We start from the raw sequence: 20,062 nt of genomic DNA, 5'->3' as shown, positions 1-20,062 counted from the left end.
GAGACTCCCTCGTCTGCGGCTCGTCCTCGGGCCACTTACTTTTGGTCCGAAAGAATCCAGCCGTCAAGAGGTGTGCACGCATCTTTTCCCGGGGAGGTTCGACGACATAGGGTGGTGTCATTACTTCTGCGTCGAAAGAAACAATGTGGGGGTTCGTTCATGACCGCACGTGCCGCCAGCTGGCTGCCGCTCAGTCCCGGTGAGCGTGCCGTCGCCATCGAGGTGCTGACGCACGGCCCTCTGTCGCGCAGCGACATCGCCCGTCGGCTCGACCTCTCAGCAGGCAGTCTCACCCGGCTGACGAAGCCGCTCATAGAGTCGGGACTGCTGATCGAGGTCCCCGAGGGCGCCGCGCTGCTCGAGGTGCGCCAGGGCCGCCCGTCCCAGCCGCTCGACATCGTCGCCGAGTCCCGCACCTTCGCCGGGTTCAAGATCACCCAGGACATGGTCTACGGCGTCGTCACCACCCTCAAGAGCGATATCGTCGCCCGCCGCGACCTGCCCATCACCAGCCATGACCCGGCCCACGTCGTGGACGTGCTGGGGGAGCTGACCGGCGCGTTCGCACGTGACTTCCCCGGCCTCGCCGGTATCGGTATCGGCCTCGGCGGACGTTCCTCGGACCGGTCCGTAGTCGACGAGTCGGCCTTTCTCGGCTGGCGCGAGGTCCCCCTGGCCCGACTCGCCGAGGAGCGCACAGGGCTGCCCGCCGTCGTCGACAACGATGTGTCCGCACTCGTCGAGGCCGAGCGGTGGTTCGGCGCCGGCCGCGGCCTGGAGCGGTTCGCGGTGCTCACGATCGGCGCGGGCGTCGGCTACGGACTGGTGAGCGGCGGCAAGAGGGTCGGAACTCCCGAGGACGGACTGGGTGTCGGCCGCGCCTGGATCGTGAACCCCCACGGCCCGCTCACCCCCGACGGGGAGCGCGGCAGCGCCGTTTCCCTGCTGGGCATTCCCAGCATCCGTTACCAGATCCGGGCCGCCACCGGCCGTGACTTCTCGTATGAGGAGATCCTCGCCCTGGCCGCCGAGGGTGAGCCCATGGCCGCCCGCGTCATCGGCGAGGCGGCCCGCGCCCTGGGCACCCTGATCGCGCAGATCTCCAACTTCGCCATGCCCCAGAAGATCGTCCTCGCCGGCGAGGGTGTGGGCCTGGTCGACGTTGCCGGCCCGGACATCGAGGCGGCCATCCTCGCCAACCGCCACCCGCAGGCGGAGCCGGTCAATCTGGAGACCAAGGTGTCCGACTTCCACGACTGGGCGCGGGGCGGCGCTGTCCTGGCGATCCAGGTGCTCGTCCTCGGCGCGGGGGCGGCCTGACCTGGCTGTGGAACGGCTGCCGGACCCGGCTGTGGAACGGCTGCCGGACCTGGCTATCGGGTGGCCGCCGGACATGGCCATGCGGGGGCTACCGGTAAGTAGTCCTGCTGACAGTGACTCCTCACATGGTCTTCACGCGGGGGCCCGTATGATTCACGGCATGTCCACCACCCACCGCCGCGCGTCGATCGCGCCGAAGCGATCGGCCGCCGAGGTCAACGAGGAGATCCGAGCCCTGTGGCTGCGGAGCGGTGGGACGCTGAGCGGCGAGCAGCGGCGGGAGTACCAGCGGCTCGTCCTGGAGTGGGCGGCGGCCTCTCCGCGCGCCCATTCGCACACGGACTCCGGCCATTCGCATACGGACTCGTCGAAGGCCGCCTGACCGGCCTGACCTGCCTGACCGGGCGAGCCGCCTCCCTGGCGCCTGGCGTCAGCCCTTCATCGCCCCCTGGAGCAGCCCCGCGATGAAGCTGCGCTGGAAGATCACGAAGAGGATCAGGATCGGCAGCATCACGATGATCGTCCCCGCCGCCAGCGTGGGGATGTCCGTGCTGTTCTGACCGACGAAGAAACCGAGGCCCGCGGGCGCCGTGTGCTTGGTGGTGTCCTGGATGAGCACCAGCACCAGCAGGAACTGGTTCCACGACCACATGAACACCAGCAGCCCGAGTGTCATCAGGGACGGCCTGGCCAGTGGAAGCAGGATCCTCAGGAGGATCGTGGCCGACGAGGCACCGTCGATCCGGGCCGCCTCCACCAGCGACGGCGGGGTCGACTGGAAGTGGGTGCGCATCCAGAACACGCTGAACGGCATGAACAGCGCGATCTCCACCAGGATCACACCCAGGTACGAGTTGGTCAGGCCGAGACCCCGCAGGTCGAAGTAGAGCGGGACCACGATCAGTTCGACCGGGATGGTGAGTCCGGCGATGAAGAAGGCCGCGACCGCGTTGCCGCCCGGGAGTTTCATCGTGCCGAGCGCGTAGCCCGCCAGCGCCGCCAGGACCAGGGAGGCGGGGACCACACCGACCGCGATGGTGAGGCTGTGCTGGATCAGGTCGGAGAACCCGGCCACCGACCACGCCTGTTCGTAGTTGTCCCAGCTCCACCGCTCCGGCCAGGTCAGTCCCACCACTGGCGTGCCCGCGGGCTGCAGGGAGGCGAGGAAGACACTGAGGAACGGGATCACGACGGCGATCGCCATGACCGTCAGCAGCGCGTAACCCGACCAGCGTTCCTGGCGCGTGGCGGTGTTCATGACTCCGACCTCGACAGACGGTTGATGAGATAGACGATCCCGAGTATCAGACAGCCGAGGACGACGGCCAGGGCCGCGGCGAGCCCCACCTTGCCCTCGGAGAACGCCAGTCGGTACACGAGCAGGCCCGGAACGGTCGTCTGTTCGCCGGGGCCGCCGTTCGTCGTCACGTACACGATGTCGAAGCTGGCGAGCGCGGCCACCGTGGTCACGGTCATCGCGACGGCGAGTTCGCCGCGCAGATGCGGCAGGGTGACGGAGACGAACTCCCGGACAGGTCCTGCCCCGTCGAGCCGGGCCGCCTCGTACAGGCTGGGATCCACCTTCTGTACGCCGCTGAGGAAGAGCATCATGCACAGCCCGCTCAGCACCCAGGTGCCGACGAGGCCCACGGCGATCAGCGCGGCGCCGAAGTCGCCGAGCCACGCCCGGGTCACCCCGTCCAGACCGACCGCGCGGAACGTCTGGTTCACCAGCCCGTCGTCCCCGTACAGCCAGCGCCAGGTCACGCCGACGGCGACGAGCGGGACGACCTGCGGCAGCATGAACAGAAAGCGGTACGCCCCCATGCCGGGCCGCCGGAAACGGGCCAGCAGACCGGTCATCGCCAGGCCGACCACGATGGGAATGAAGGAGAAGAACACCACCAGCACCAGGGCGTTGAGCACGGATCGGCGCAGGATGGAGTCCTGGAAGATCTCCTGGTAGTTGCCGAGGCCGACCCAGTCGCCCAGCGTCACGCCGTCCCACTCGAACAGCGAGAGGTACGCCGTGTGCAGGGCGGGCAGCACCGCGAAGCAGAAGTAGACGGCGAACGCGGGCAGCACGTACACATAGCCGCGATACGAGCCGCGCCGGCGGGCGCCCGGGGACTGGGCCCGGACCTCCGGCGGCTGGACCCGGAGGTCCGGGGGCTGTTGGACCGGCGGCCTACTCGGCATGATGTTCCTCCCACTCGTCCTGAAGTGAGTCGAGGTAGTCCGAGGGATCTATGCGGTTCGCGATGAGTTTCTGGACGCCGGAGCGCAGCCGGTCGAGCATGGCGGGGGCGGCGAAGTCGGGGAACGTCGTGATCCCGTCGTCGGCGACCGCCCTGCGGTGGCCCTCCGCGATGTCGGCGAGCACGCCTTCCGGCTTCTTCACGGCGTCGGGGTTGGGTGGCATGAAGCCGTTGTCGCTGATGATCTGGCCGGCCTCGGGAGTGGTCAGGAAGTCGAGGAACGCGCCTGCCGCCTCGGGGTGTTCGGTCCTGGACGAGACGGCGTAGGAGACGCTGAAGCCCGAGGCCACGGTGGGGGCGGAGGCCTGTTCGCCCGGCATCGGGAAGAAGCCGACGTTGTCTCCCATGACGGTCGCCAACTGCCCTGCCGCCCAGTTGCCGTTGATGAGGAAGACACTGTCGCCCTTGGCGAACTGGGCGGTGGAGTCCACCTGAGCGGTGCCGTTGGCGGAGTCGTTGTAGTAGCCCTTGCGGCCCCAGTCGATGACCATCTTGCTGGCCGTGACCGCGGCCGGCGTTTCGATGGTCGCGCCCTTGGTGCCGTTCACCCAGTCCCAGTAATCATCCGTCGGCATCAACTGGTTGAGCAGCGCGGCCCACAGGTGCAGGCCGCCGGAGTCGAGCGCGCCGACGCCGAGCGGTGTCAGGTCCGCGTCCTTGGCCGCGGCGAGCTGGTCCTCGAACTCCGCCACCGTCTTGGGCGGACCGTCGATGCCGGCCTTCTTCGCGAGCTCTTTGTTGTAGTAGATGCCGGTCATCGACAGACCGGCCGGGACCCCGAACAGGGCGCGCCCGCCGGTGGCCTCGCTGGTCTGCCCCGCCGTCAACTGGTCGAGGCTGACCGGGGGAATGGCCTCGTCCCAGCCGTACGCCTCCCGATAGGGCGCAAGGTCGAGGATGTGGCCGTCCGCCGCGAGATCGGTCATCCCGACCGCGTACTGCGCGATGTCGGGGGCGGTGTCCGAGGTCATCGTGAGCTTCAGGTTCTGCACGTAGTCCGAGAACGTCTTGTACTGCGGCTCGACACTGATGTTCGGGTGGTCCTTCTCGAACGCGGCGATCAGCGCGTCGACCATCAACGGGGCGTCGGCGAACTGCAGACGCAGGGTGGTGTCCCCGTCCGGCACGGCGGTCGACGACGGCACACTGCGCGGACCGGGCACCGCAGCTGCGCTCCCGGGGGTCAGGGCGTCGCAGGCGGTGAGCGGCAACACGAGGGCGGCGGCACAGACCGTCGCCGCGACGCGGCGGCGCAGCACCCGGTGCGTCCTCTCCATCATCGGCCTCCTTGCGTAGTCTCGGCGTCTCGGCGTCTCGGCGTGGTCTCGGTGTTCGGATCGGTGTGTCAGCCCCGCGGACAGCGGTCCCTGACCTTCTCCAGTAGGGCGCTGTTGTGGCGCTCGGCGTCACCGCCGGTGTTCTGACTGACGATCAACGGCGGTGCCTGGCCGTGGAGTTCGATGAGCAGCTCGGCTGCCCGACAGGTCAGGGCGTTGACGATCGCCGCCCCGACGACAGTCGACAGGGCGCCCACGGTGTGGTCTCCCAGGGGCACCACCGCGTCACCCGGGCGGCCGTGCGTGTCGATGACGATGTCGGCCACGTCGAGCAGGCGCCGCCCGTCGACATGCCGGGACTCGGCGCCCATCGAGTGGGCCCGGCTGGTGACGGCGACGACCGTCGCCCCCAACGCGCGGGCGCCCAGGGCGAATTCGACCGGTACGGCGTTGATGCCGGAGTTGGAGACGACGACCACCACCTCGCCGTCCCGGATGTCCGCCGTGCTCAGGATCGCCGCCGCGTAGCCGCCGACGCGCTCGGCCGCACCCGCGTGCCGAGGGGCGGCTGGGGACAACGCCGGGTCGGCGATCACGTTGACCGGCGCGAGGCCGCCCGCACGCAACAGCGGCTCGATCGCGACGAGTTGGGAGTGGCCGCTGCCGAAGTAGTGGACGACACCTCCGGCGGCGATGCTGTCCGCGATGGCAGCGGCGGCGCGCTCGATCGCGGGCCGCTCGGCGTCGGTCAGCGCGGTGAGGTTCTCCTGGAGAGCGGCGAAGTAGGCGAGATCGGCGTTCATCGTGTCGAGACCACCTGGGGTGTCGAGCGGGAGCCGTTTGCATGGCTGCGAGGCCGTCTGCGTGGCTGCGGGAGCCGTCCGCGTGGCTGTGGACCGTACCAGAGGGCCGTGCGACTGCCCAGCCCTCCGGACAAGTGTGCTGTCACAACAGCTTTGTTCCTTGACCACCCCGCACACCCGTCCTAACCTGAGCCGCATGTGGTACGGACCACAGGCATCGGAGAATCAGTCCGCCCGACAACTTCTCCAGCGGCTCCTCGGGGACAGGGCCGCGGAGTTCACCGCCGACGTCGTGCCCGTAGGGGACGGGCACGACGTCGGCAGGCCCGACTGGTTCGAGGTCGACGCCGGGCCGGGCGGTGTGACGCTGCGCGGGTCCAGCGGTGTGGCGGTCGCCTCGGCGCTGCGCTGGTATCTGCGCACCGCCTGCCGGACGCAGATCACCTGGGACTCCCCCGTGCCCCGGCTGCCGGACCGCCTGCCCAGCACCGGCACGGCCGCCCGGACGACCTCCCCCTACCTCCACCGCTACCACTTCAACGTCTGCACCTTCGGCTACACCACGGCGTTCTGGGACTGGGACCGCTGGGAGCGCCACATCGACTGGATGGCGCTGCACGGCGTGACCACACCGCTCGCGATGACCGGCGCGGAGGCCGCCTGGCAACAAGCCCTCCTGCGCACCGGCCTCGACGACGAGACCGCCCGGCGCTTCCTCGGCGGCCCGGCCCACCTCCCGTGGAACTGGCTCGCCTCACTGGACAGTTGGGGCGGGCCACTGCCGCAGAGCTGGATCGACGGCCACGCGGACCTGGGCCGCCGCATCCTGGACCGGGAGCGCGCGCTCGGCATGCGCCCGATCCTCCAGGGCTTCTCCGGCCATGTGCCCCGCGAACTCATCACGGGCCGGGGCGCCCGGTCGACGACCCTTCCCTGGTGGGACTTCGAGGTCGGCATCCTGGACCCCCGCGACCCGCTGTTCGAGGAGTTCGGCACCGCGCTGCTGACCGAGCAGACCCGCCTCTTCGGCACCGACCACCTCTACGCGGCCGACCCCTTCATCGAGACGATCCCGCCGGTGACCGACCCCGCCGACATCGCCCGGGTCGCGCGCGCCGTGCACGGCGCCATGACCGCGGTGGACGGCGAGGCCACCTGGGTGCTCCAGGCATGGCCCTTCTCCTACCGCTCCGACTACTGGACACCGGACCGGACCCGGGCCTTCCTCGACGCCATCCCGGACGACCGCATGCTCATCCTGGACCTGTGGGCGGAGCACAAGCCGGTCTGGCGGCAGACCGACGGCCACCGGGGAAAACCCTGGGTGTGGTGCATGCTCCACAGCCTGGGCGGGCGGCCCGGGCTCTACGGGAAACTGGACGAGATCGCCGCCGGTCCCGCCGAGGCGAGCGCCGACGCACGCGGCGGTTCGCTCTCCGGAGTCGGCGCGAGCATGGAGGCCTTCGGCGGCGACCCCGTCCTGTACGAACTGCTGGCCGACGTTGCCTGGAACGGCTCGGTCAAGGACGTACGAGCATGGCTGGAAGACTGGGCGGAGGCCCGGTACGGACGCCGAACCCCCGGTCTGCTCCGCGCCTGGGAACTGCTCCACGCCACCGTCTACGACGCGGACGGCCCAGGACCACCGGGCTCCGTCGTCGTCTGCCGGCCCACACTGCAGGGGGACCTGCGCCCCGAGCCGCCGGTGCACCTGGCGGCGCCGCCCTCGCCGTCCGTGCCACCCGGTCTGGCCGAGGCGTGGACGCTCCTGGCCGGTGAGACGACGGAGGAGGACAGCGCGGGCCCGCTCGGCCGGGACCTGTGCGACGTCACCGCGCAGGTGCTCACCCACGTGGCGTGCGACCAGCAGCGCAGGGCGGCGGACGCGGCCCTGGCGCGCGACGCCGACCGCTTCCGAGCCGCCGCCGACGAACTGCTCACCACCATCGAGGACCTGGACACACTGCTGGCCACCCGTCCCGAACACCGGCTGGACACCTGGCTCGCCGAAGCCGACAGCTGGGCGTCCACCCCCGCCGAGGCCGAGCTGTACGAGGCCAACGCGCGACGGATCCTCACGGTCTGGGGGCACTCCCACAGCGAGCTGCACGACTACTCGGGCCGGCACTGGGCCGGCCTGGTCCGTTCGTTCTACCTCCCGCGCTGGCGACGCTGGTACGAGCACATCGAGCGGGCACTCGACACCGGATCCCCTTACCGCGCCCAGGAGTTCGAGGCCTCCCTGATCGAATGGGAGGAGCGCTGGACCACTGAACGGAGTGAGCAGGCGACGCCCGGCCCGGACACCGCCGCCGCGACCCTTGCCGTGGTGCGTACGCTGATGCCCCGTTACCGCGCCTCTCGGGGCTAGCGGACACGTGCGAACCGCGGAGTGATCGTGATGCTCAAGGACAGGCGCTGATTGTGACGCTCGAAGACAGGCGCAGGGACGACGGCCCGGACGCGGACTCCTACAAGACGGAGTCCTTCAAGCACGAGGCGCTGCGTCGGCTGCTCCAGGCCGACATCGCCCGGATGCGGCCCGACGAGGCCTTGCCCACCGAACGGCAGCTCGCCGAACGCTACGACGTCAGCAGAGCGACCGCCCGGCGCGCGCTCCAGGCACTGCGCGAGGACGGCCTCATCCGCAGCGTGCGCGGTGTGGGCACCTTCGTCTCGCACCCCCAGATCACCAAGACGTCGACGCTGACCTCGTTCTCCGAGGACCTGCGCTCGCGCGGCTACCACCCCAGCGCCGAACTCCTCGCCGCCGAGGTCGTCGAGGCCGACCTGCACCACGCCACGGCCCTCGGCGTCGATCCCGGCACCGCCCTGCACCGCATCGAACGGCTGCGTCTCGGCGACGACTTCCCCATCTGCCTGGAGACCGTCCACCTCTCCGCCGAACGCTTCCCGAGCCTGGACGAGTCCCTCCTCAAGGGCTCACTGTCCGAAGCGCTGCAGAACACCCACGGAGTGAGGGTGGTCCGTGCGACCCAGCAGATCCGGGCGGTGAACGTGACCGGCCGCCAGGCCCGCCTCCTCGGCGTCAAGGAGGGCTCAGCCGCCCTGCTCGTACGACGCACGGCGTTCGACGACACGGGGCATGTCGTGGAGTACGGCGAGTCGTTGTGCCGGGGTGATCTGTACGAGTTCTCGCTGGTGGTGACGAAGTAGCCCCTGCTCGCTCCGGGAGCTCTGTTTGGGCTCAGTGGGCTCCGCGTCGGCTCTGCTGTTGGCGAATCTGCTGCGGGCCGAGATTCCTTCCGCGCCGCCGTGGTCCGGCCGAGGGTGGAGACACAGCGGTGATCCCGGCCGCGTCACCACAAGGAGGAGCGATGGCACGATTCAGCAGCACCCTGGAACCGAGGGCCGAGGAGGGGGACACCCCGCCGTCCCGGTTCGACGACCACCTCGCCGCCCAACTCCTCAACCAGCGCATCGTGTTCCTCGGCACACAGGTCGACGAGGTCTCCGCCAACCGGGTCTGCGCCCAGCTGCTCCTGCTCTCCGCGGAGGACTCGCGCACCGACATCGGCCTCTACATCAACAGCCCGGGCGGATCGGTGCACGCGGGCCTGGCGATCTACGACACGATGCGGCTCATCCCGAACGACGTGTCGACCCTCGCCATGGGCTTCGCCGCGAGCATGGGGCAGTTCCTGCTCACCGTCGGCACCCCGGGCAAGCGCTACTCGCTCCCGAACGCGCGGATCATGATGCACCAGCCCTCGGCAGGCATCGGTGGCACGACCGCCGACATCGCCATCCAGGCCGAGAACCTCCAGTTCACCAAGGAGACGATCGAGCGGATCACCGCCGAACACACCGGCCAGAGCGTGGAGACGATCGGGCGCGACGGCGACCGCGACCGCTGGTTCACCGCCGAACAGGCCAGGGAGTACGGCATGGTCGACCGGGTCGTTGAGTCACTCGACGACGTCCGCCCGGCCTCCTCGAAGCGACGGATGGGACTCTGACATGAGCCAGTACACGATCCCGAACGTGGTCGAGCGCACCCCGCAGGGCGAGCGCGCGTACGACATCTACAGCCGGCTGCTGTCCGAGCGGATCATCTTCCTCGGCACCGAGATCGACGACGGCGTCGCCAACGTCGTCATCGCGCAACTGCTCCACCTGGAGTCGTCCGCTCCCGAGCGCGAGATCGCGATCTACCTCAACTCGCCCGGCGGATCGTTCACTTCACTGATGGCGATCTACGACACGATGGGTTACGTGGGCGCGCCCATCTCGACGTTCTGCGTCGGTCAGGCCGCCTCGACCGCCGCGGTGCTCCTGGCCGGGGGAGACCCCGGCCGGCGCTTCATCCTGGAACACGCGCGGGTGCTGCTCGGCCAGCCCGCGAGCGGCGGCGCGCGGGGCACGGTCTCCGACCTGAGCCTCCAGGCCAAGGAGATGATCCGCATCCGCTCCCAGGTCGAGGAGGTCCTGTCCCTGCACACCCACCATCCCGTCGAGACCCTGCGCGCCGACATGGACCGCGACAAGATCTTCACCGCGCGGGAGGCGGTGGCGTACGGACTGGCCGACGAGGTGCTCAGCCGACGGCTGGTGCCCGCGGCGGCCTGACGGGTGACGGGGCCGCCGCCGCGGAGCCTCAGCGGACTCAGGGTCTCGGGTATCTGTGCTTCTGGGCCTCAGGCGGCGAGGCGGATGTCGCCCAGCCGGGACCGCGCCTCGGTGCGCCGGGGCGCGGTGCGGGACCCGGACCCGAGGGGCTGGGACGTCAGGGGCCGGGACCTGAGGGGCTGGGCCGGTCGCGCGAGCCTGCGGTGCGCCAGGGCGAGCAGATCGGCGAGGCCGAGCCCGAGCGCGTGCGCGGCGGCCGCGAGGACCTCGGACGAGGCCTCCTTGCGGCCCCGCTCCAGCTCGGAGAGGTACGGCATCGAGATCCGGGCCGCGTCGGCCACGTCCTTGAGCGTCCGCTCCTGGGCGAGCCGCTCGCGCCGCAGGACGTCTCCCACGACGTCACGCCACAACGGCTCCTTGGGGGCAGGCTCCTCCGGCTTCGCCGGCGCGGCCGGTACGGGTCGCAGGGGAATGACACGGGCTTCGTCGGACGCGTGGCTGCTCACCTCTCCACCCTAGAAAGCGCGGCGCGATTCGGCGAGGTCATCGCGTTCTGCCCTCGGCGAAGCCCCGGCCCTCACCGTTCCAGGAGCCGCTGCCGCCACCAGGCCCCGGGCGGCTGCCACTGAGGAGTCCCACGCCTCAGCGGTTCGGGAAGGGTCCGCCGCGCCAACTCCTCGTCGGCGCGGGCGAGTCGGCGCCTGAGATCCGCGCGGGCGCCCGGCGGCAGCCGGTACAGGGCGTCCTCCAGCGTGTCCCTGGCTTCGAGCGGACAGCAGCAGGGGCAGTTCACGTCGATCAGCCACGCGGCGAGGTCCTGCCAGGGCAAGCGAAGGGCGGACTCGTACGTGGCGAGCGAGTCGGCGACGGCGTCGCGCCACAGATGCTCCGCCTCGATCCGGCGGACGGCCGCGCGGGTGCGCGCGGAGACACCACCGATCCGGCGGACGGTCACATGTCTGGAGGGCCGCCACCGCTCGGCGCGGACGGCACCGGGCCGCCTACGCGGCACGGTCCTTTCGGGTCGACGTCATGCGGGCATCGTGCACGATCACATCGCCGGACGCGACCGGATTCTCCGGCGCGGGGTCACCGCCCTGGTGAACTCCCGCCCGCGTCCCCGGTGTTCAGTGAGGATGCGGCTCGTCGCGGTGCACCGGGCCGTGTGGGGCCTCGCAGTGCGAGCCGTCGTCGGAGGCGGCCCCGGTGCGGACCTCCAGAACCTCGGCCGGGGCGTGGTCGACCTGGAGGGTGGTGTGAGTGATCTCGTGGTCGCTCTGCAGGATCTTCTCCAGGTCCCGGCGCACCGTGTGGCAGTCCGCGACGGGCTCGACCAGGATGTGCGCGGACAACGCCGGCTGCCCCGACGTGATGGTCCACACGTGCAGGTCGTGCACCTCGGAGACCGAGGGGTGCGCGACCAGCTGGTCACCGATGTCGTCCGGATCGAGGTGCGCGGGCGCCGCCTCCAGGAAGATCCGCCCCGACTCCCGTACGAGCCCGTAGCCCGCCTTGAACATGAGGACCACCACGACCAGCGTGGCGATGGCGTCGGCCCGCGCGAAGCCCGTCAGCAGCACGATGAGACCGGCGATCGCGGTACCGATGAACGCGAACAGGTCGTTGAGTATGTGCTGGTAGGCCCCCTCGACATTGAGCGAGGAGCGGTTGGCCTTCGAGATGCACCAGGCCGCCGCGATGTTCACCACGATCCCCGCCAGGGCCGTGCCGAACACCAGCCCGCCCTCCACCTCGGGCGGATCGATCAGCCGCCGTACCGCCTCGTACGCCAGCCAGGCGCCGAGCAGCAGCAGCGTGAGCCCGTTCGCCTGGGCGGAGAGGATCTCGGCGCGCTTGAGGCCGTACGTGAAGCCGCCGCGGGCCGGCCGCGCGGCCAGCCGCATCGCGATGAGCGCCAGCACGATCGACACGGCGTCGGTCAGCATGTGCGCCGCGTCGGAGATCAGGGCGAGCGACTGGGCGAGGATGCCGATGACGACCTCGGCCGCCATGAACGTGGTGATCAGCGTCAGCGCGATCGCGAGCCAGCGGCGGTCCGCGTCCGCCGACACACCGTGCGAGTGCCCCGCGTGCCCGTCCGACCCGTGGTGGTCGTGGTGCGCGCTGGTCATGTGTGTCCCCCTCGATACGGTGTCCGACCTCCGCAGTGAAGCGCACCTCGCGGAGATCGGCAAAGGCTGCACCGGTGACCGTTGTCATCATCGTTAACAGGCCTCTGACCTGCGGCGAAGAATTCTCGGCGGGACGGGGTCAGGCGCCGAAGAGCTGTGTCCAGTACGTGCCCGCCGAGCCGCCGCCCGCGAAGCCGACGCCTATGTGGGTGAAGGCCGGCTTGAGGATGTTGGCGCGGTGGCCGGGGCTGTCCATCCAGCCCTGGACGACCTCGGCGGCGGAGCGCTGGCCGCACGCGATGTTCTCGCCGATGGTGCGTCGGGTGCTGCCCGCGGCCGCGGCCCGGTGCCAGGGCTCGCTGCCGTCGGGGGAGGTGTGGGAGTAGAACGCGCGGGCCACCATGTCCGCGCTGTGCGCCTGCGCCGCGTTGGTGAGCAGGGAGTCCACGGCCAGCGGTCGCAGACCGGCCCTGGCCCGCTCGGCGTTGGTGAGCGTCACGACCTCCGCGGCCGTCTGCGCCAGCCCGCCGTGGGTGAGGGGCCGGGCCCACAGCGCCGTCCAGTAGAGGGTGCCGGAGCGGCCGTCGGGCACGTACGCCACACCGGCCTCGGTGAACGCCGGGTCGTGGATCGTGCGCCGGGACTGCTCTGAGGACAGGCAGTACTCCACGAACTCCGCGGCGTCGCGCGGGCCGGAGACCAGGTGTTCGCCCACCGTGAGATACGCGTAGCCGCTCGCGGTGAGGCGCTGGTAGACCGAGAGCCCGTCCGCGCCCTCGGAGCCCAGGCTGCCCCGCGCGGCCATGCCGGCGGCATGCGTGTGCGCCGCGGCGGTGAGGCGGGCGTCGAGGGACACCGGCGAGGCGCCGACGGTGGCGCGGGCGGAGTTCACGAGACCGAGGAACTCGTTGGGGGCGGGCCCCGCGACGCCGGGAGCGGCGGCAGAGGGCCCTCCGGCCGAAGCGCTGCCGGCATTCCAGGCGGTGCTCCCGGCGGGCGTGCGTCCGGTGCTCCCGGCCGGGGGACGAGCCGGGCTTCCGGCCGTGGGACGACTCGTGCTGCCCGTCGGAGTGCGACCGGAGCTCCCGGCCGGGGCGCGACCCGACCCCCGGAGCCGACCGAGCCCCGCACGCGCGGCGTTCAGGGCCGTCGCGACACCGGCGCCCCTGGCTCCCGGGACGCCGGAACTCCCGGGAGAGGTACGGCCGTTCGCCCCCGCGTCGGCGTCCTCGCTCACCTCGACCCCGAAGTCCCGGGCTATCCCGGCGAGTCCGTCCGCGTACCCCTGGCCCAGGGCGCGCAGCTTCCACGCGGTCCCGCGGCGGTAGATCTCGGCGAGCAGCAGCACCGTCTCCTGCTGGGGGCGGGGCGGGGTGAAGCGGGCGAGCACACCGCCGCCAGGGCCGGTCACGCGCAGGGTCGGAGCGGGGAGCCGGCCCAGTGCGGTGCCGGGCTCGGCGGGGCTGACGACGACGGTGACACGGCTCGCCCCGGTCCGCAGCGCGGGCGGGTCCACGGTGAGCGTCTCGCCGTGCAGCCGCGCACCGGGCGCGGTCGGCTGGTTGTAGAACACGAAGTCGCCGTCGCCGCGCACCTTGCCGCTGTCGTCCGTAATGAGCGCGGACACGTCGAACGGGCCGGGCACATGAAGGGTCAGGATGCCGCCGGGCAGGGGCAGATTGCCGCCGGGAACCAACTCGCTCATCGTGCCGCCTGTCGGGGTGCTGGTCACTGTGCCCGCCCCGAGGGGCGCTGCACGGACAACGTCCCACGGGTGCGCGCGGGTTCCTGAGCCCCGGCCCCCTGTTCTTCAGCCCCGGCCCCCCGGCTTCGTCAGCCTGCCGCCCGGGCCAGCAGGCCGGACAGCAGGACCTCGAGCGACTCCCGCAGGGTCGTGGTGAAGTCGAGGCGCAGGACCGCCAGTTCGGGGTCGGACTCGTAGACCGCGAGCACGGCGGGCGACGGGTGCGCGTGCGGCCAGGCGGCCGTGACCACCATCAGCATGCCGACGACGAACCGTACGGCGTCCCGCTCGTCGAGTTCGGGTACGTGGGTGCGGACCCGCTCCGCCAGGGCGAAGGCGTTGTCGATGGAGGAGCGCTTGTACTGGGCGGCGACCTCCGTCGACACGTTCCGCTCCAGTACCGCGCCCTGCGCGCTGATCAGGTCACAGAGCACCGGACGCTCGGCGAGTGCGTCGGTCAGGGCCGCGGCGAGCCGGTCGGCCCGCTCGGTCACCGGGGCGTCGGCGTCGACGGCCTCGGGAAGCGCGGTGTCGAGATGCACCAGCAGTTCCCGCGACGCGGCACCGAGCAGTTCCAGGAGGACGGCCTCGCGGGACTCGAAGTAGCGCAGCACGTTCGACTTCGCGAGCCCCACCCGGCGGCTCAGTTCGTTGAGGCTCACCTGTGCCACGGGCATCTCGCCGAGCATCGCGGCCGTGGTGTCCAGGATCGCCTCGCGGCGCACGGCGCGCTGCTCCTCGCTGCGGGCGCGCTGGAAGGTGTTTGCCATGGCCGCAGTCTACAGACCCCCGGTCTGTTGTTATCGGACCGGCGGTCTGCTAGCTTGAAACGCAACAGACCGGCGGTCTCCTATTTCTTGGAGTGCCGCGCGAACACCGAAGGAGTCACCGTGGCCACCTCGTACGTCGTCCCCGATCAGACAGGGAAATTCGCCGTCGTCACCGGCGCCAACAGCGGTACGGGCAAGGAGACGGCACGCCGTCTCGCGGAGGCCGGCGCCCGTGTCGTCATGGCCGTGCGGACCGTCGCCAAGGGCGAGCGGGCCCGCGCCGAGATCCTGGCCCGGCACCCGCACGCACAGCTGGAGGTACGGCGCGTCGACCTGGCGGACCTGGCCTCCGTCGAGGCCTTCGCCGACGGGATCCTGGCCGACGGCACCCCGCTCGACCTGCTCGTGAACAACGCCGGAGTGATGGCTCCGCCCACCCGGATGACCACCGCCGACGGCTTCGAACTGCAGATGGGCAGCAACTACCTCGGCCCGTTCGCCCTCACGATCCGACTGCTGCCCGCCCTGCTCGCCGCACCGGCGCCGCGCGTGACGACCATGAGCAGCATTGTCACGACCTACGGCCGTATCTCGTTCGGCGACCTCCAGTGGGAGCGCCGCCGCTACAGCCCGATGCTGTCGTACGCCCAGTCCAAGCTCGCCGATCTGATGATGGCCCGACAGCTGGCGGCCGTCGCCGCCGAGCGCGACTGGAACCTGCTGAGCACGGCCGCGCACCCCGGCTACACCGTGACCAACCTCCAGACCGCCGGTGCCAGCATCGGCAGCGACACGCCGAGGCACGCGCGGTTCACCACTGTCGGCATCCTGCCCAAGCAGCAGGTCGAGGAGGGCGCCGAACCGCTGCTGTACGCCGCCACGAGTCCCGAGGCGACGGCGGGCGGGTACTACGGCCCGGGTGGCAGGTTCGGACTGGTCGGCCCGACCGCCACCGCCCGCATCACGCGCCGCGCCCTGAACACCGAGGCGAACCGCCGCCTGTGGACCGAGGCCGAACGCCTCACCGGAGTCGCCCTCACCGCGGCCGTCGCCTGAACGGGTCCGCCGTACGGGGGCTGAGTCCGAGGAATCCGGGACCGGGTGCCAGACTGCCCCCATGGATGAGCGCGAATTCGGCAGGTCAGGACAGCACGCATCGGTCGTGGGACTCGGCACATGGCAACTCGGCGCCGACTGGGGCGACGTGGACGACAAGGAAGCCCTCGCGGTCCTGGAGGCCGCCGCCGAGTCGGGCGTGACGTTCTTCGACACGGCCGACGTGTACGGGGACGGGCGCAGCGAGGAGACCATCGCCACCTTCGTGCAGAGCAGGCCCGACCTGCATGTGCTGGTCGCGACCAAGATGGGCCGCCGGGTCGACCAGGTCCCCGAGAACTACGTACTCGACAACTTCCGTGCCTGGAACGACCGTTCGCGCCGCAACCTCGGTGTCGACCGCATCGACCTGGTGCAGTTGCACTGCCCGCCGACCTCCGTCTACTCGTCGGACGAGGTGTTCGACGCCCTCGACACCCTGGTCGAGGAGGAGCGGATCGCCGCGTACGGCGTGAGCGTCGAGACCTGTGACGAGGCGCTGACCGCGATCGCCCGGCCGGGTGTGGCCAGCGTCCAGATCATCCTCAACCCGTTCCGCATGAAGCCCCTCCAGCGGGTCCTGCCCGCGGCGCGGGAGGCCGGCGTCGGCATCATCGCCCGCGTGCCCCTCGCCTCCGGGCTGCTCTCCGGCAAGTACACGAAGGACACGGTCTTCGCGGAGAACGACCACCGTACGTTCAACCGCCATGGTGAGGCCTTCGACCAGGGCGAGACGTTCTCCGGTGTCGACTACGCCACGGGGGTCGAGGCGGCGGCCGAGTTCTCCGCGCTCGCTCCCGAGGGCGTCACTCCGGCCCAGCTGGCGCTGGCCTGGATCGTTCAGCAGCCCGGCGTCACCACGGTCATCCCCGGTGCCCGTTCGCCCGAGCAGGCCCGCGCGAACGCGGAGGCCGGCAAGCTGTCGCCGCTTTCCGCGGAGACGCTGGCCGCGATCTCGGGCCTGTACGACAGGCGCATCAAGGAGCAGGTGGAAGCCCGCTGGTAGTTGTCGGCTGCGGGCCGGTGGGGGCTTGTCGCGCAGTTCCCCGCGCCCCTAAAAGCCAAAGCCTTCGGGTCCCCGCGCCCTGAAAGGGGCGCGGGGACCCGCGCGCTCGGCCATGGACGGCCCGCAGCTTCAGAACAACCGGTCGCCCCCTGCAGGGAACCGGAGCCCGCGGCTCTCGGCTCCCTCGGCCACCTCGGAGGAACCGGCCGGTTCTGTGGTGTGGGTGCTCATGCCGCGTATGCCCGAACCCTCACATTGATGTCAAGGTCAAGCGGCGAAGGGCGAGGTCGGTCTGATACGGATCGGAGAGCTGCCGGAGCGCGCCAGCAGATCCGAGGACTGCTCGACGCCGGACTGCCGACCCGGATCATCAAGCAGATCCTGCCCTGCCTCGACGGGCCCGGCACCATCCATTTCCCCGATCCGACTCCGGAGATGCTGACCACGCTGGAGATCGAACTCGACCGCATGACCCGGCGCATCGACTGCCTCGCCCGCAACCGGGACGCGATCGCCGCGTACCTCGAAGTGGTACGCGGCGACGGTCGGTCCGTGGACGACGGGCGGCCGTCCGTAGACGTCTGATCGGGTCAGGCGGCCCGTTCCCGGGCCCGCTGGGCCGCCTCGCGTACGGAACCGCGGTGCACGGGGCCGTGACCGGGCAGCAGGACGTCACCCGAGAGCGCCTCGAAGGCGTCCAGCGAGGACAGTGCGCCGGGGAGGTCCCGGTGGAACATCGTGGGCAGCAACTGCGGGCCGCTCACGCGTGAGGTGGGGTGTCCGCTGACCAGCCCGTCGCCCGATATGACGACGCCCGCGTCCGGCAGATGGAAGGCGCAGTGGCCCGCCGTGTGGCCGGGGGTGTGCACGGGAACGGGGCGGCCGGGCAGGTCGAGAGCGCCCTCACCGGGGAACGGCCGCGGCTCGGTCACCGGGATGTGGGCGGTGCCGCCGGAGCGCAGCGCGTGCACGGCCCACGGCACCACACCGGGCCGCCAGGCGTTCCGCAGCACCTTGCCGATGTTCACCTGATGGAGGAAGTCCCGGCGCGCGTGCGGGACTTCGGCCTCGTGGGTGTAGACCGGCGTGCCGTACGTGTGACTGAGGTACTCGGCCGAGCCGATGTGGTCGTTGTGGGCGTGCGTGACGAGTACGGCCGCGACCGCTTCGGGCGAACTGCCCACGGCCGACAGGGAGGCGAGGAGGCTCTCGCGGTCTCCGGGGTAGCCCGTGTCCACCAGGGTGACGGCGTCCCCCTCCGTGAGAATCACCCAGTTGGTGTTGCTGCCGTGTACCAGATGGATGCCGTCGGCGACTTGATGGATGTCTGCCTGCATGATCGTCCCGACCTAGAGGTCCCTGCCTGACGGACACAGCCAAGCAGATCCGCGGGCACCTCAGCGCAGGGGGTCGGACGAAGCGCGCATCGACCGCAGCGCCAGGAGCAGTACACCGATGTCGTCGAAATAGGCGGGGTCGGGCATGAGGTCGGTCGGCAGCACGACATAGGCGACCGCTCCCCAGAAGACCCAGCGGGGACCGGTCGGCAGCCCGGCGCGGCGGAGGTCCCGCCGCGTACGGACCAGTCGGACCAGCAGGACGACCGCCGCCCCGAGGGCCACCGCGAGCACGGCCGCGACGGCGAGAACCAGAATCCATGTGTTGGTGTCCATCAGCCCTTCCCCGGCTCGTCCGCTGCTCCTCTTCGAATGCCCAGGTTCGCCCGCTTCACCACCGGCGAGCCGGTCCGACACGCGGCGCGGGACGTCGGCGTGCCCCCGGTCGCACCCCTACTCTGTGCTGTCGATTGATCACCTTGAGCGAACAGTGGGGTGTGCGTGTGAAGATCGCCTGCGTCGGCGGTGGGCCCGCCGGCCTGTACTTCTCGATCCTGATGAAGCTTCAGGACCCGGACCACGACATCACGGTCCATGAACGGAACCCGGCCGGTTCCACCTACGGATGGGGGGTGACGTACTGGGGGAGCCTGCTCGACAAACTGCACGAGGGCGACCCGGAGTCGGCGCGCGCCGTCAAGGAGAACTCGGTCCGCTGGAGCGACGGGGTCGCGCACGTCGGCGACCGTACGACGACGCACCACGGCGACGAGGGCTTCGGCATCGGCCGCAGGCAGCTGCTGGACCTTCTCGCCGAGCGGGCCCGCTCCCTGGGCGTACGCGTCCAGTACGAGAACGAGATCGCCGACGGGGACCGACTGCCCGACGCCGACCTGGTCGTCGCCTGCGACGGCGTCCACAGCGGGGTGCGCGAGCGGCACTCGGGCCACTTCGGCACGGAGGTCGGGCTCGGCCGGAACAAGTACATCTGGCTGGGCACCACGAAGGTCTTCGACGCGTTCACCTTCGCCTTCGTGGACACACCGCACGGCTGGATCTGGTGCTACGCCTACGGGTTCAGCGCGGACCACAGCACCTGTGTCGTCGAGTGCTCCCCGGAGACCTGGACGGGCCTCGGCCTCGACCGGGCGGACGAGACCGAGGGCCTCGTCCGCCTGGAAGAGCTCTTCGTCAAGCTGCTGGACGGGCACCGGCTGATCGGCCGGGCGAACACCGGCGGCAGCGCGCAGTGGCTGAACTTCCGCACCCTCACCAACCGCGCCTGGTCCCACGGCAACGTCGTCCTGCTGGGCGACGCCGCCCACACCACGCACTACTCCATCGGCGCGGGCACCACCCTCGCCCTGGAGGACGCCATCGCACTCGCACACTCCCTGCGCGCGGAGCCCGAACTCGCCCCCGCCCTTGCCGCGTACGAGAAGGAGCGCAAGGCCGCGCTGCTCTCCGTGCAGAGCGCGGCCCGGCACAGCGCCCAGTGGTACGAGAGCCTGCCGCGCTACATCGGCCTGCCTCCGGCCCAGATGTTCGCGCTCCTGGGTCAACGGCACTCCCCGCTGCTCCCGTACATTCCCCCGCAGCTCTACTACCGGATCGACCGGGCGGCAGGACAGCTCGAAGCGCTGCGCAGACTCAAGCGGTGGCTGGGCCCGAAGGTCGCGCGGACCCTGCACGCCAAGCGGGGCTGACGTCTCGTCAACGTCCCACCCTTT

Annotated in this window: 21 protein-coding genes; 10 read left to right on the top strand and 11 right to left on the bottom strand. The window is 70.8% G+C overall.

The features are described 5' to 3' along the window. Positions 1-159 precede the first annotated feature (159 nt). Together ACIBEI_RS17925 and ACIBEI_RS17920 are read left to right on the top strand one after the other, a co-directional pair. Positions 160-1,320, top strand: a complete 1,161-nt coding sequence (locus tag ACIBEI_RS17925) for an ROK family protein (RefSeq protein ID WP_398889754.1) — start codon at positions 160-162, stop codon at positions 1,318-1,320. A 148-nt stretch (positions 1,321-1,468) separates the two neighbouring features. Continuing rightward, positions 1,469-1,702 carry a hypothetical protein gene (locus ACIBEI_RS17920; RefSeq protein ID WP_398889752.1) on the top strand — a complete coding sequence of 78 codons (234 nt, stop codon included), beginning with the start codon at positions 1,469-1,471 and terminating at the stop codon, positions 1,700-1,702. Between the two features lie 48 nt (positions 1,703-1,750). Here the strand turns inward: ACIBEI_RS17920 and ACIBEI_RS17915 are convergent, their stop codons facing one another. The 4 genes from ACIBEI_RS17915 to ACIBEI_RS17900 all read right to left on the bottom strand — a co-directional run bounded on the left by ACIBEI_RS17915 (position 1,751) and on the right by ACIBEI_RS17900 (position 5,658). Beyond that, positions 1,751-2,578, bottom strand: a complete 828-nt coding sequence (locus tag ACIBEI_RS17915; protein ID WP_189839118.1) for a carbohydrate ABC transporter permease — start codon at positions 2,576-2,578, stop codon at positions 1,751-1,753. Continuing rightward, positions 2,575-3,519: a carbohydrate ABC transporter permease gene (locus tag ACIBEI_RS17910; protein ID WP_398889750.1), complete on the bottom strand. Its 945-nt coding sequence runs from the start codon at positions 3,517-3,519 to the stop codon at positions 2,575-2,577. The genes ACIBEI_RS17915 and ACIBEI_RS17910 overlap by 4 nt, the downstream gene beginning before the upstream one ends. Beyond that, on the bottom strand, positions 3,509-4,858 hold the full coding sequence (locus ACIBEI_RS17905; protein ID WP_398889748.1) for an ABC transporter substrate-binding protein: 1,350 nt from the start codon (positions 4,856-4,858) through the stop codon (positions 3,509-3,511). The genes ACIBEI_RS17910 and ACIBEI_RS17905 overlap by 11 nt, the downstream gene beginning before the upstream one ends. A 65-nt stretch (positions 4,859-4,923) precedes the next feature. Beyond that, positions 4,924-5,658, bottom strand: coding sequence for a sugar isomerase domain-containing protein (locus ACIBEI_RS17900; RefSeq protein ID WP_398889746.1), 735 nt, complete (start codon positions 5,656-5,658; stop codon positions 4,924-4,926). A gap of 196 nt (positions 5,659-5,854) precedes the next feature. On the opposite strand from ACIBEI_RS17900, the gene ACIBEI_RS17895 reads away from it, so the two are divergent. The 4 genes from ACIBEI_RS17895 to ACIBEI_RS17880 all read left to right on the top strand — a co-directional run bounded on the left by ACIBEI_RS17895 (position 5,855) and on the right by ACIBEI_RS17880 (position 10,248). After that, complete coding sequence (locus ACIBEI_RS17895; protein WP_398889744.1) at positions 5,855-8,029, top strand: alpha-N-acetylglucosaminidase; 2,175 nt, start codon at positions 5,855-5,857, stop codon at positions 8,027-8,029. A gap of 53 nt (positions 8,030-8,082) precedes the next feature. Continuing rightward, positions 8,083-8,835, top strand: a complete 753-nt coding sequence (locus ACIBEI_RS17890) for a GntR family transcriptional regulator (protein WP_398889742.1) — start codon at positions 8,083-8,085, stop codon at positions 8,833-8,835. A 161-nt stretch (positions 8,836-8,996) separates the two neighbouring features. Further along, positions 8,997-9,638, top strand: coding sequence for an ATP-dependent Clp protease proteolytic subunit (locus ACIBEI_RS17885; RefSeq protein WP_190228341.1), 642 nt, complete (start codon positions 8,997-8,999; stop codon positions 9,636-9,638). Between the two features lies 1 nt (position 9,639). Beyond that, positions 9,640-10,248 (top strand): ClpP family protease, encoded by a 609-nt coding sequence (locus tag ACIBEI_RS17880; protein WP_388364961.1) that lies wholly within the window; start codon positions 9,640-9,642, stop codon positions 10,246-10,248. 68 nt (positions 10,249-10,316) lie between these two features. Here ACIBEI_RS17880 and ACIBEI_RS17875 read toward each other — a convergent pair whose 3' ends face one another. From ACIBEI_RS17875 to ACIBEI_RS17855, 5 genes are all read right to left on the bottom strand, one after another. After that, on the bottom strand, positions 10,317-10,754 hold the full coding sequence (locus ACIBEI_RS17875) for a helix-turn-helix domain-containing protein (RefSeq protein WP_398889740.1): 438 nt from the start codon (positions 10,752-10,754) through the stop codon (positions 10,317-10,319). A 71-nt stretch (positions 10,755-10,825) separates the two neighbouring features. After that, positions 10,826-11,260 carry a hypothetical protein gene (locus tag ACIBEI_RS17870; protein WP_398889738.1) on the bottom strand — a complete coding sequence of 145 codons (435 nt, stop codon included), beginning with the start codon at positions 11,258-11,260 and terminating at the stop codon, positions 10,826-10,828. Between the two features lie 115 nt (positions 11,261-11,375). Next, positions 11,376-12,380 (bottom strand): cation diffusion facilitator family transporter, encoded by a 1,005-nt coding sequence (locus tag ACIBEI_RS17865; protein WP_398889736.1) that lies wholly within the window; start codon positions 12,378-12,380, stop codon positions 11,376-11,378. 139 nt (positions 12,381-12,519) lie between these two features. Beyond that, positions 12,520-14,085, bottom strand: a complete 1,566-nt coding sequence (locus ACIBEI_RS17860) for a CAP domain-containing protein (protein ID WP_398890260.1) — start codon at positions 14,083-14,085, stop codon at positions 12,520-12,522. Positions 14,086-14,213: 128 nt separating this feature from the next. After that, the gene (locus tag ACIBEI_RS17855; protein WP_398889734.1) at positions 14,214-14,894 is read right to left on the bottom strand and encodes a TetR family transcriptional regulator; all 681 of its coding nucleotides are present in this window, start codon (positions 14,892-14,894) and stop codon (positions 14,214-14,216) included. 120 nt (positions 14,895-15,014) lie between these two features. Here ACIBEI_RS17855 and ACIBEI_RS17850 point away from each other — a divergent pair, with 120 nt between their 5' ends. The 3 genes from ACIBEI_RS17850 (at position 15,015) to ACIBEI_RS17840 (ending at position 17,580) form a co-directional block, all read left to right on the top strand. Next, positions 15,015-15,950 carry an SDR family oxidoreductase gene (locus ACIBEI_RS17850; protein ID WP_398889732.1) on the top strand — a complete coding sequence of 312 codons (936 nt, stop codon included), beginning with the start codon at positions 15,015-15,017 and terminating at the stop codon, positions 15,948-15,950. A gap of 61 nt (positions 15,951-16,011) precedes the next feature. After that, complete coding sequence (locus tag ACIBEI_RS17845) at positions 16,012-16,995, top strand: aldo/keto reductase (protein ID WP_398889730.1); 984 nt, start codon at positions 16,012-16,014, stop codon at positions 16,993-16,995. Between the two features lie 258 nt (positions 16,996-17,253). Further along, positions 17,254-17,580, top strand: coding sequence for a hypothetical protein (locus tag ACIBEI_RS17840; protein ID WP_398889728.1), 327 nt, complete (start codon positions 17,254-17,256; stop codon positions 17,578-17,580). A gap of 5 nt (positions 17,581-17,585) precedes the next feature. Here the strand turns inward: ACIBEI_RS17840 and ACIBEI_RS17835 are convergent, their stop codons facing one another. After that, on the bottom strand, positions 17,586-18,332 hold the full coding sequence (locus ACIBEI_RS17835) for an MBL fold metallo-hydrolase (protein ID WP_398889727.1): 747 nt from the start codon (positions 18,330-18,332) through the stop codon (positions 17,586-17,588). 60 nt (positions 18,333-18,392) lie between these two features. Next, positions 18,393-18,668 carry a hypothetical protein gene (locus tag ACIBEI_RS17830; RefSeq protein ID WP_398889725.1) on the bottom strand — a complete coding sequence of 92 codons (276 nt, stop codon included), beginning with the start codon at positions 18,666-18,668 and terminating at the stop codon, positions 18,393-18,395. A gap of 167 nt (positions 18,669-18,835) precedes the next feature. Here ACIBEI_RS17830 and ACIBEI_RS17825 point away from each other — a divergent pair, with 167 nt between their 5' ends. Next, complete coding sequence (locus ACIBEI_RS17825; protein WP_398890258.1) at positions 18,836-20,038, top strand: FAD-dependent monooxygenase; 1,203 nt, start codon at positions 18,836-18,838, stop codon at positions 20,036-20,038. Positions 20,039-20,062: the final 24 nt, after the last annotated feature.

The sequence above is a fragment of the Streptomyces sp. NPDC050988 genome (assembly GCF_044456225.1).
Lineage (GTDB): Bacteria > Actinomycetota > Actinomycetes > Streptomycetales > Streptomycetaceae > Streptomyces.
This window is presented reverse-complemented; position numbering and strand designations above follow the sequence as displayed.

Excerpts from the sequence above, each read along its gene's own strand:
- ACIBEI_RS17925 (WP_398889754.1), top strand. The coding sequence starts at position 160 with ATGACCGCACGTGCCGCCAGCTGGCTGCCGCTCAGTCCCGGTGAGCGT.
- ACIBEI_RS17920 (WP_398889752.1), top strand. The coding sequence starts at position 1,469 with ATGATTCACGGCATGTCCACCACCCACCGCCGCGCGTCGATCGCGCCG.
- ACIBEI_RS17915 (WP_189839118.1), bottom strand. The coding sequence starts at position 2,578 with ATGAACACCGCCACGCGCCAGGAACGCTGGTCGGGTTACGCGCTGCTG.
- ACIBEI_RS17910 (WP_398889750.1), bottom strand. The coding sequence starts at position 3,519 with ATGCCGAGTAGGCCGCCGGTCCAACAGCCCCCGGACCTCCGGGTCCAG.
- ACIBEI_RS17905 (WP_398889748.1), bottom strand. The coding sequence starts at position 4,858 with ATGATGGAGAGGACGCACCGGGTGCTGCGCCGCCGCGTCGCGGCGACG.
- ACIBEI_RS17900 (WP_398889746.1), bottom strand. The coding sequence starts at position 5,658 with ATGAACGCCGATCTCGCCTACTTCGCCGCTCTCCAGGAGAACCTCACC.
- ACIBEI_RS17895 (WP_398889744.1), top strand. The coding sequence starts at position 5,855 with ATGTGGTACGGACCACAGGCATCGGAGAATCAGTCCGCCCGACAACTT.
- ACIBEI_RS17885 (WP_190228341.1), top strand. The coding sequence starts at position 8,997 with ATGGCACGATTCAGCAGCACCCTGGAACCGAGGGCCGAGGAGGGGGAC.
- ACIBEI_RS17880 (WP_388364961.1), top strand. The coding sequence starts at position 9,640 with ATGAGCCAGTACACGATCCCGAACGTGGTCGAGCGCACCCCGCAGGGC.
- ACIBEI_RS17865 (WP_398889736.1), bottom strand. The coding sequence starts at position 12,380 with ATGACCAGCGCGCACCACGACCACCACGGGTCGGACGGGCACGCGGGG.
- ACIBEI_RS17860 (WP_398890260.1), bottom strand. The coding sequence starts at position 14,085 with ATGAGCGAGTTGGTTCCCGGCGGCAATCTGCCCCTGCCCGGCGGCATC.
- ACIBEI_RS17855 (WP_398889734.1), bottom strand. The coding sequence starts at position 14,894 with ATGGCAAACACCTTCCAGCGCGCCCGCAGCGAGGAGCAGCGCGCCGTG.
- ACIBEI_RS17845 (WP_398889730.1), top strand. The coding sequence starts at position 16,012 with ATGGATGAGCGCGAATTCGGCAGGTCAGGACAGCACGCATCGGTCGTG.
- ACIBEI_RS17840 (WP_398889728.1), top strand. The coding sequence starts at position 17,254 with ATGTCAAGGTCAAGCGGCGAAGGGCGAGGTCGGTCTGATACGGATCGG.
- ACIBEI_RS17835 (WP_398889727.1), bottom strand. The coding sequence starts at position 18,332 with ATGCAGGCAGACATCCATCAAGTCGCCGACGGCATCCATCTGGTACAC.
- ACIBEI_RS17830 (WP_398889725.1), bottom strand. The coding sequence starts at position 18,668 with ATGGACACCAACACATGGATTCTGGTTCTCGCCGTCGCGGCCGTGCTC.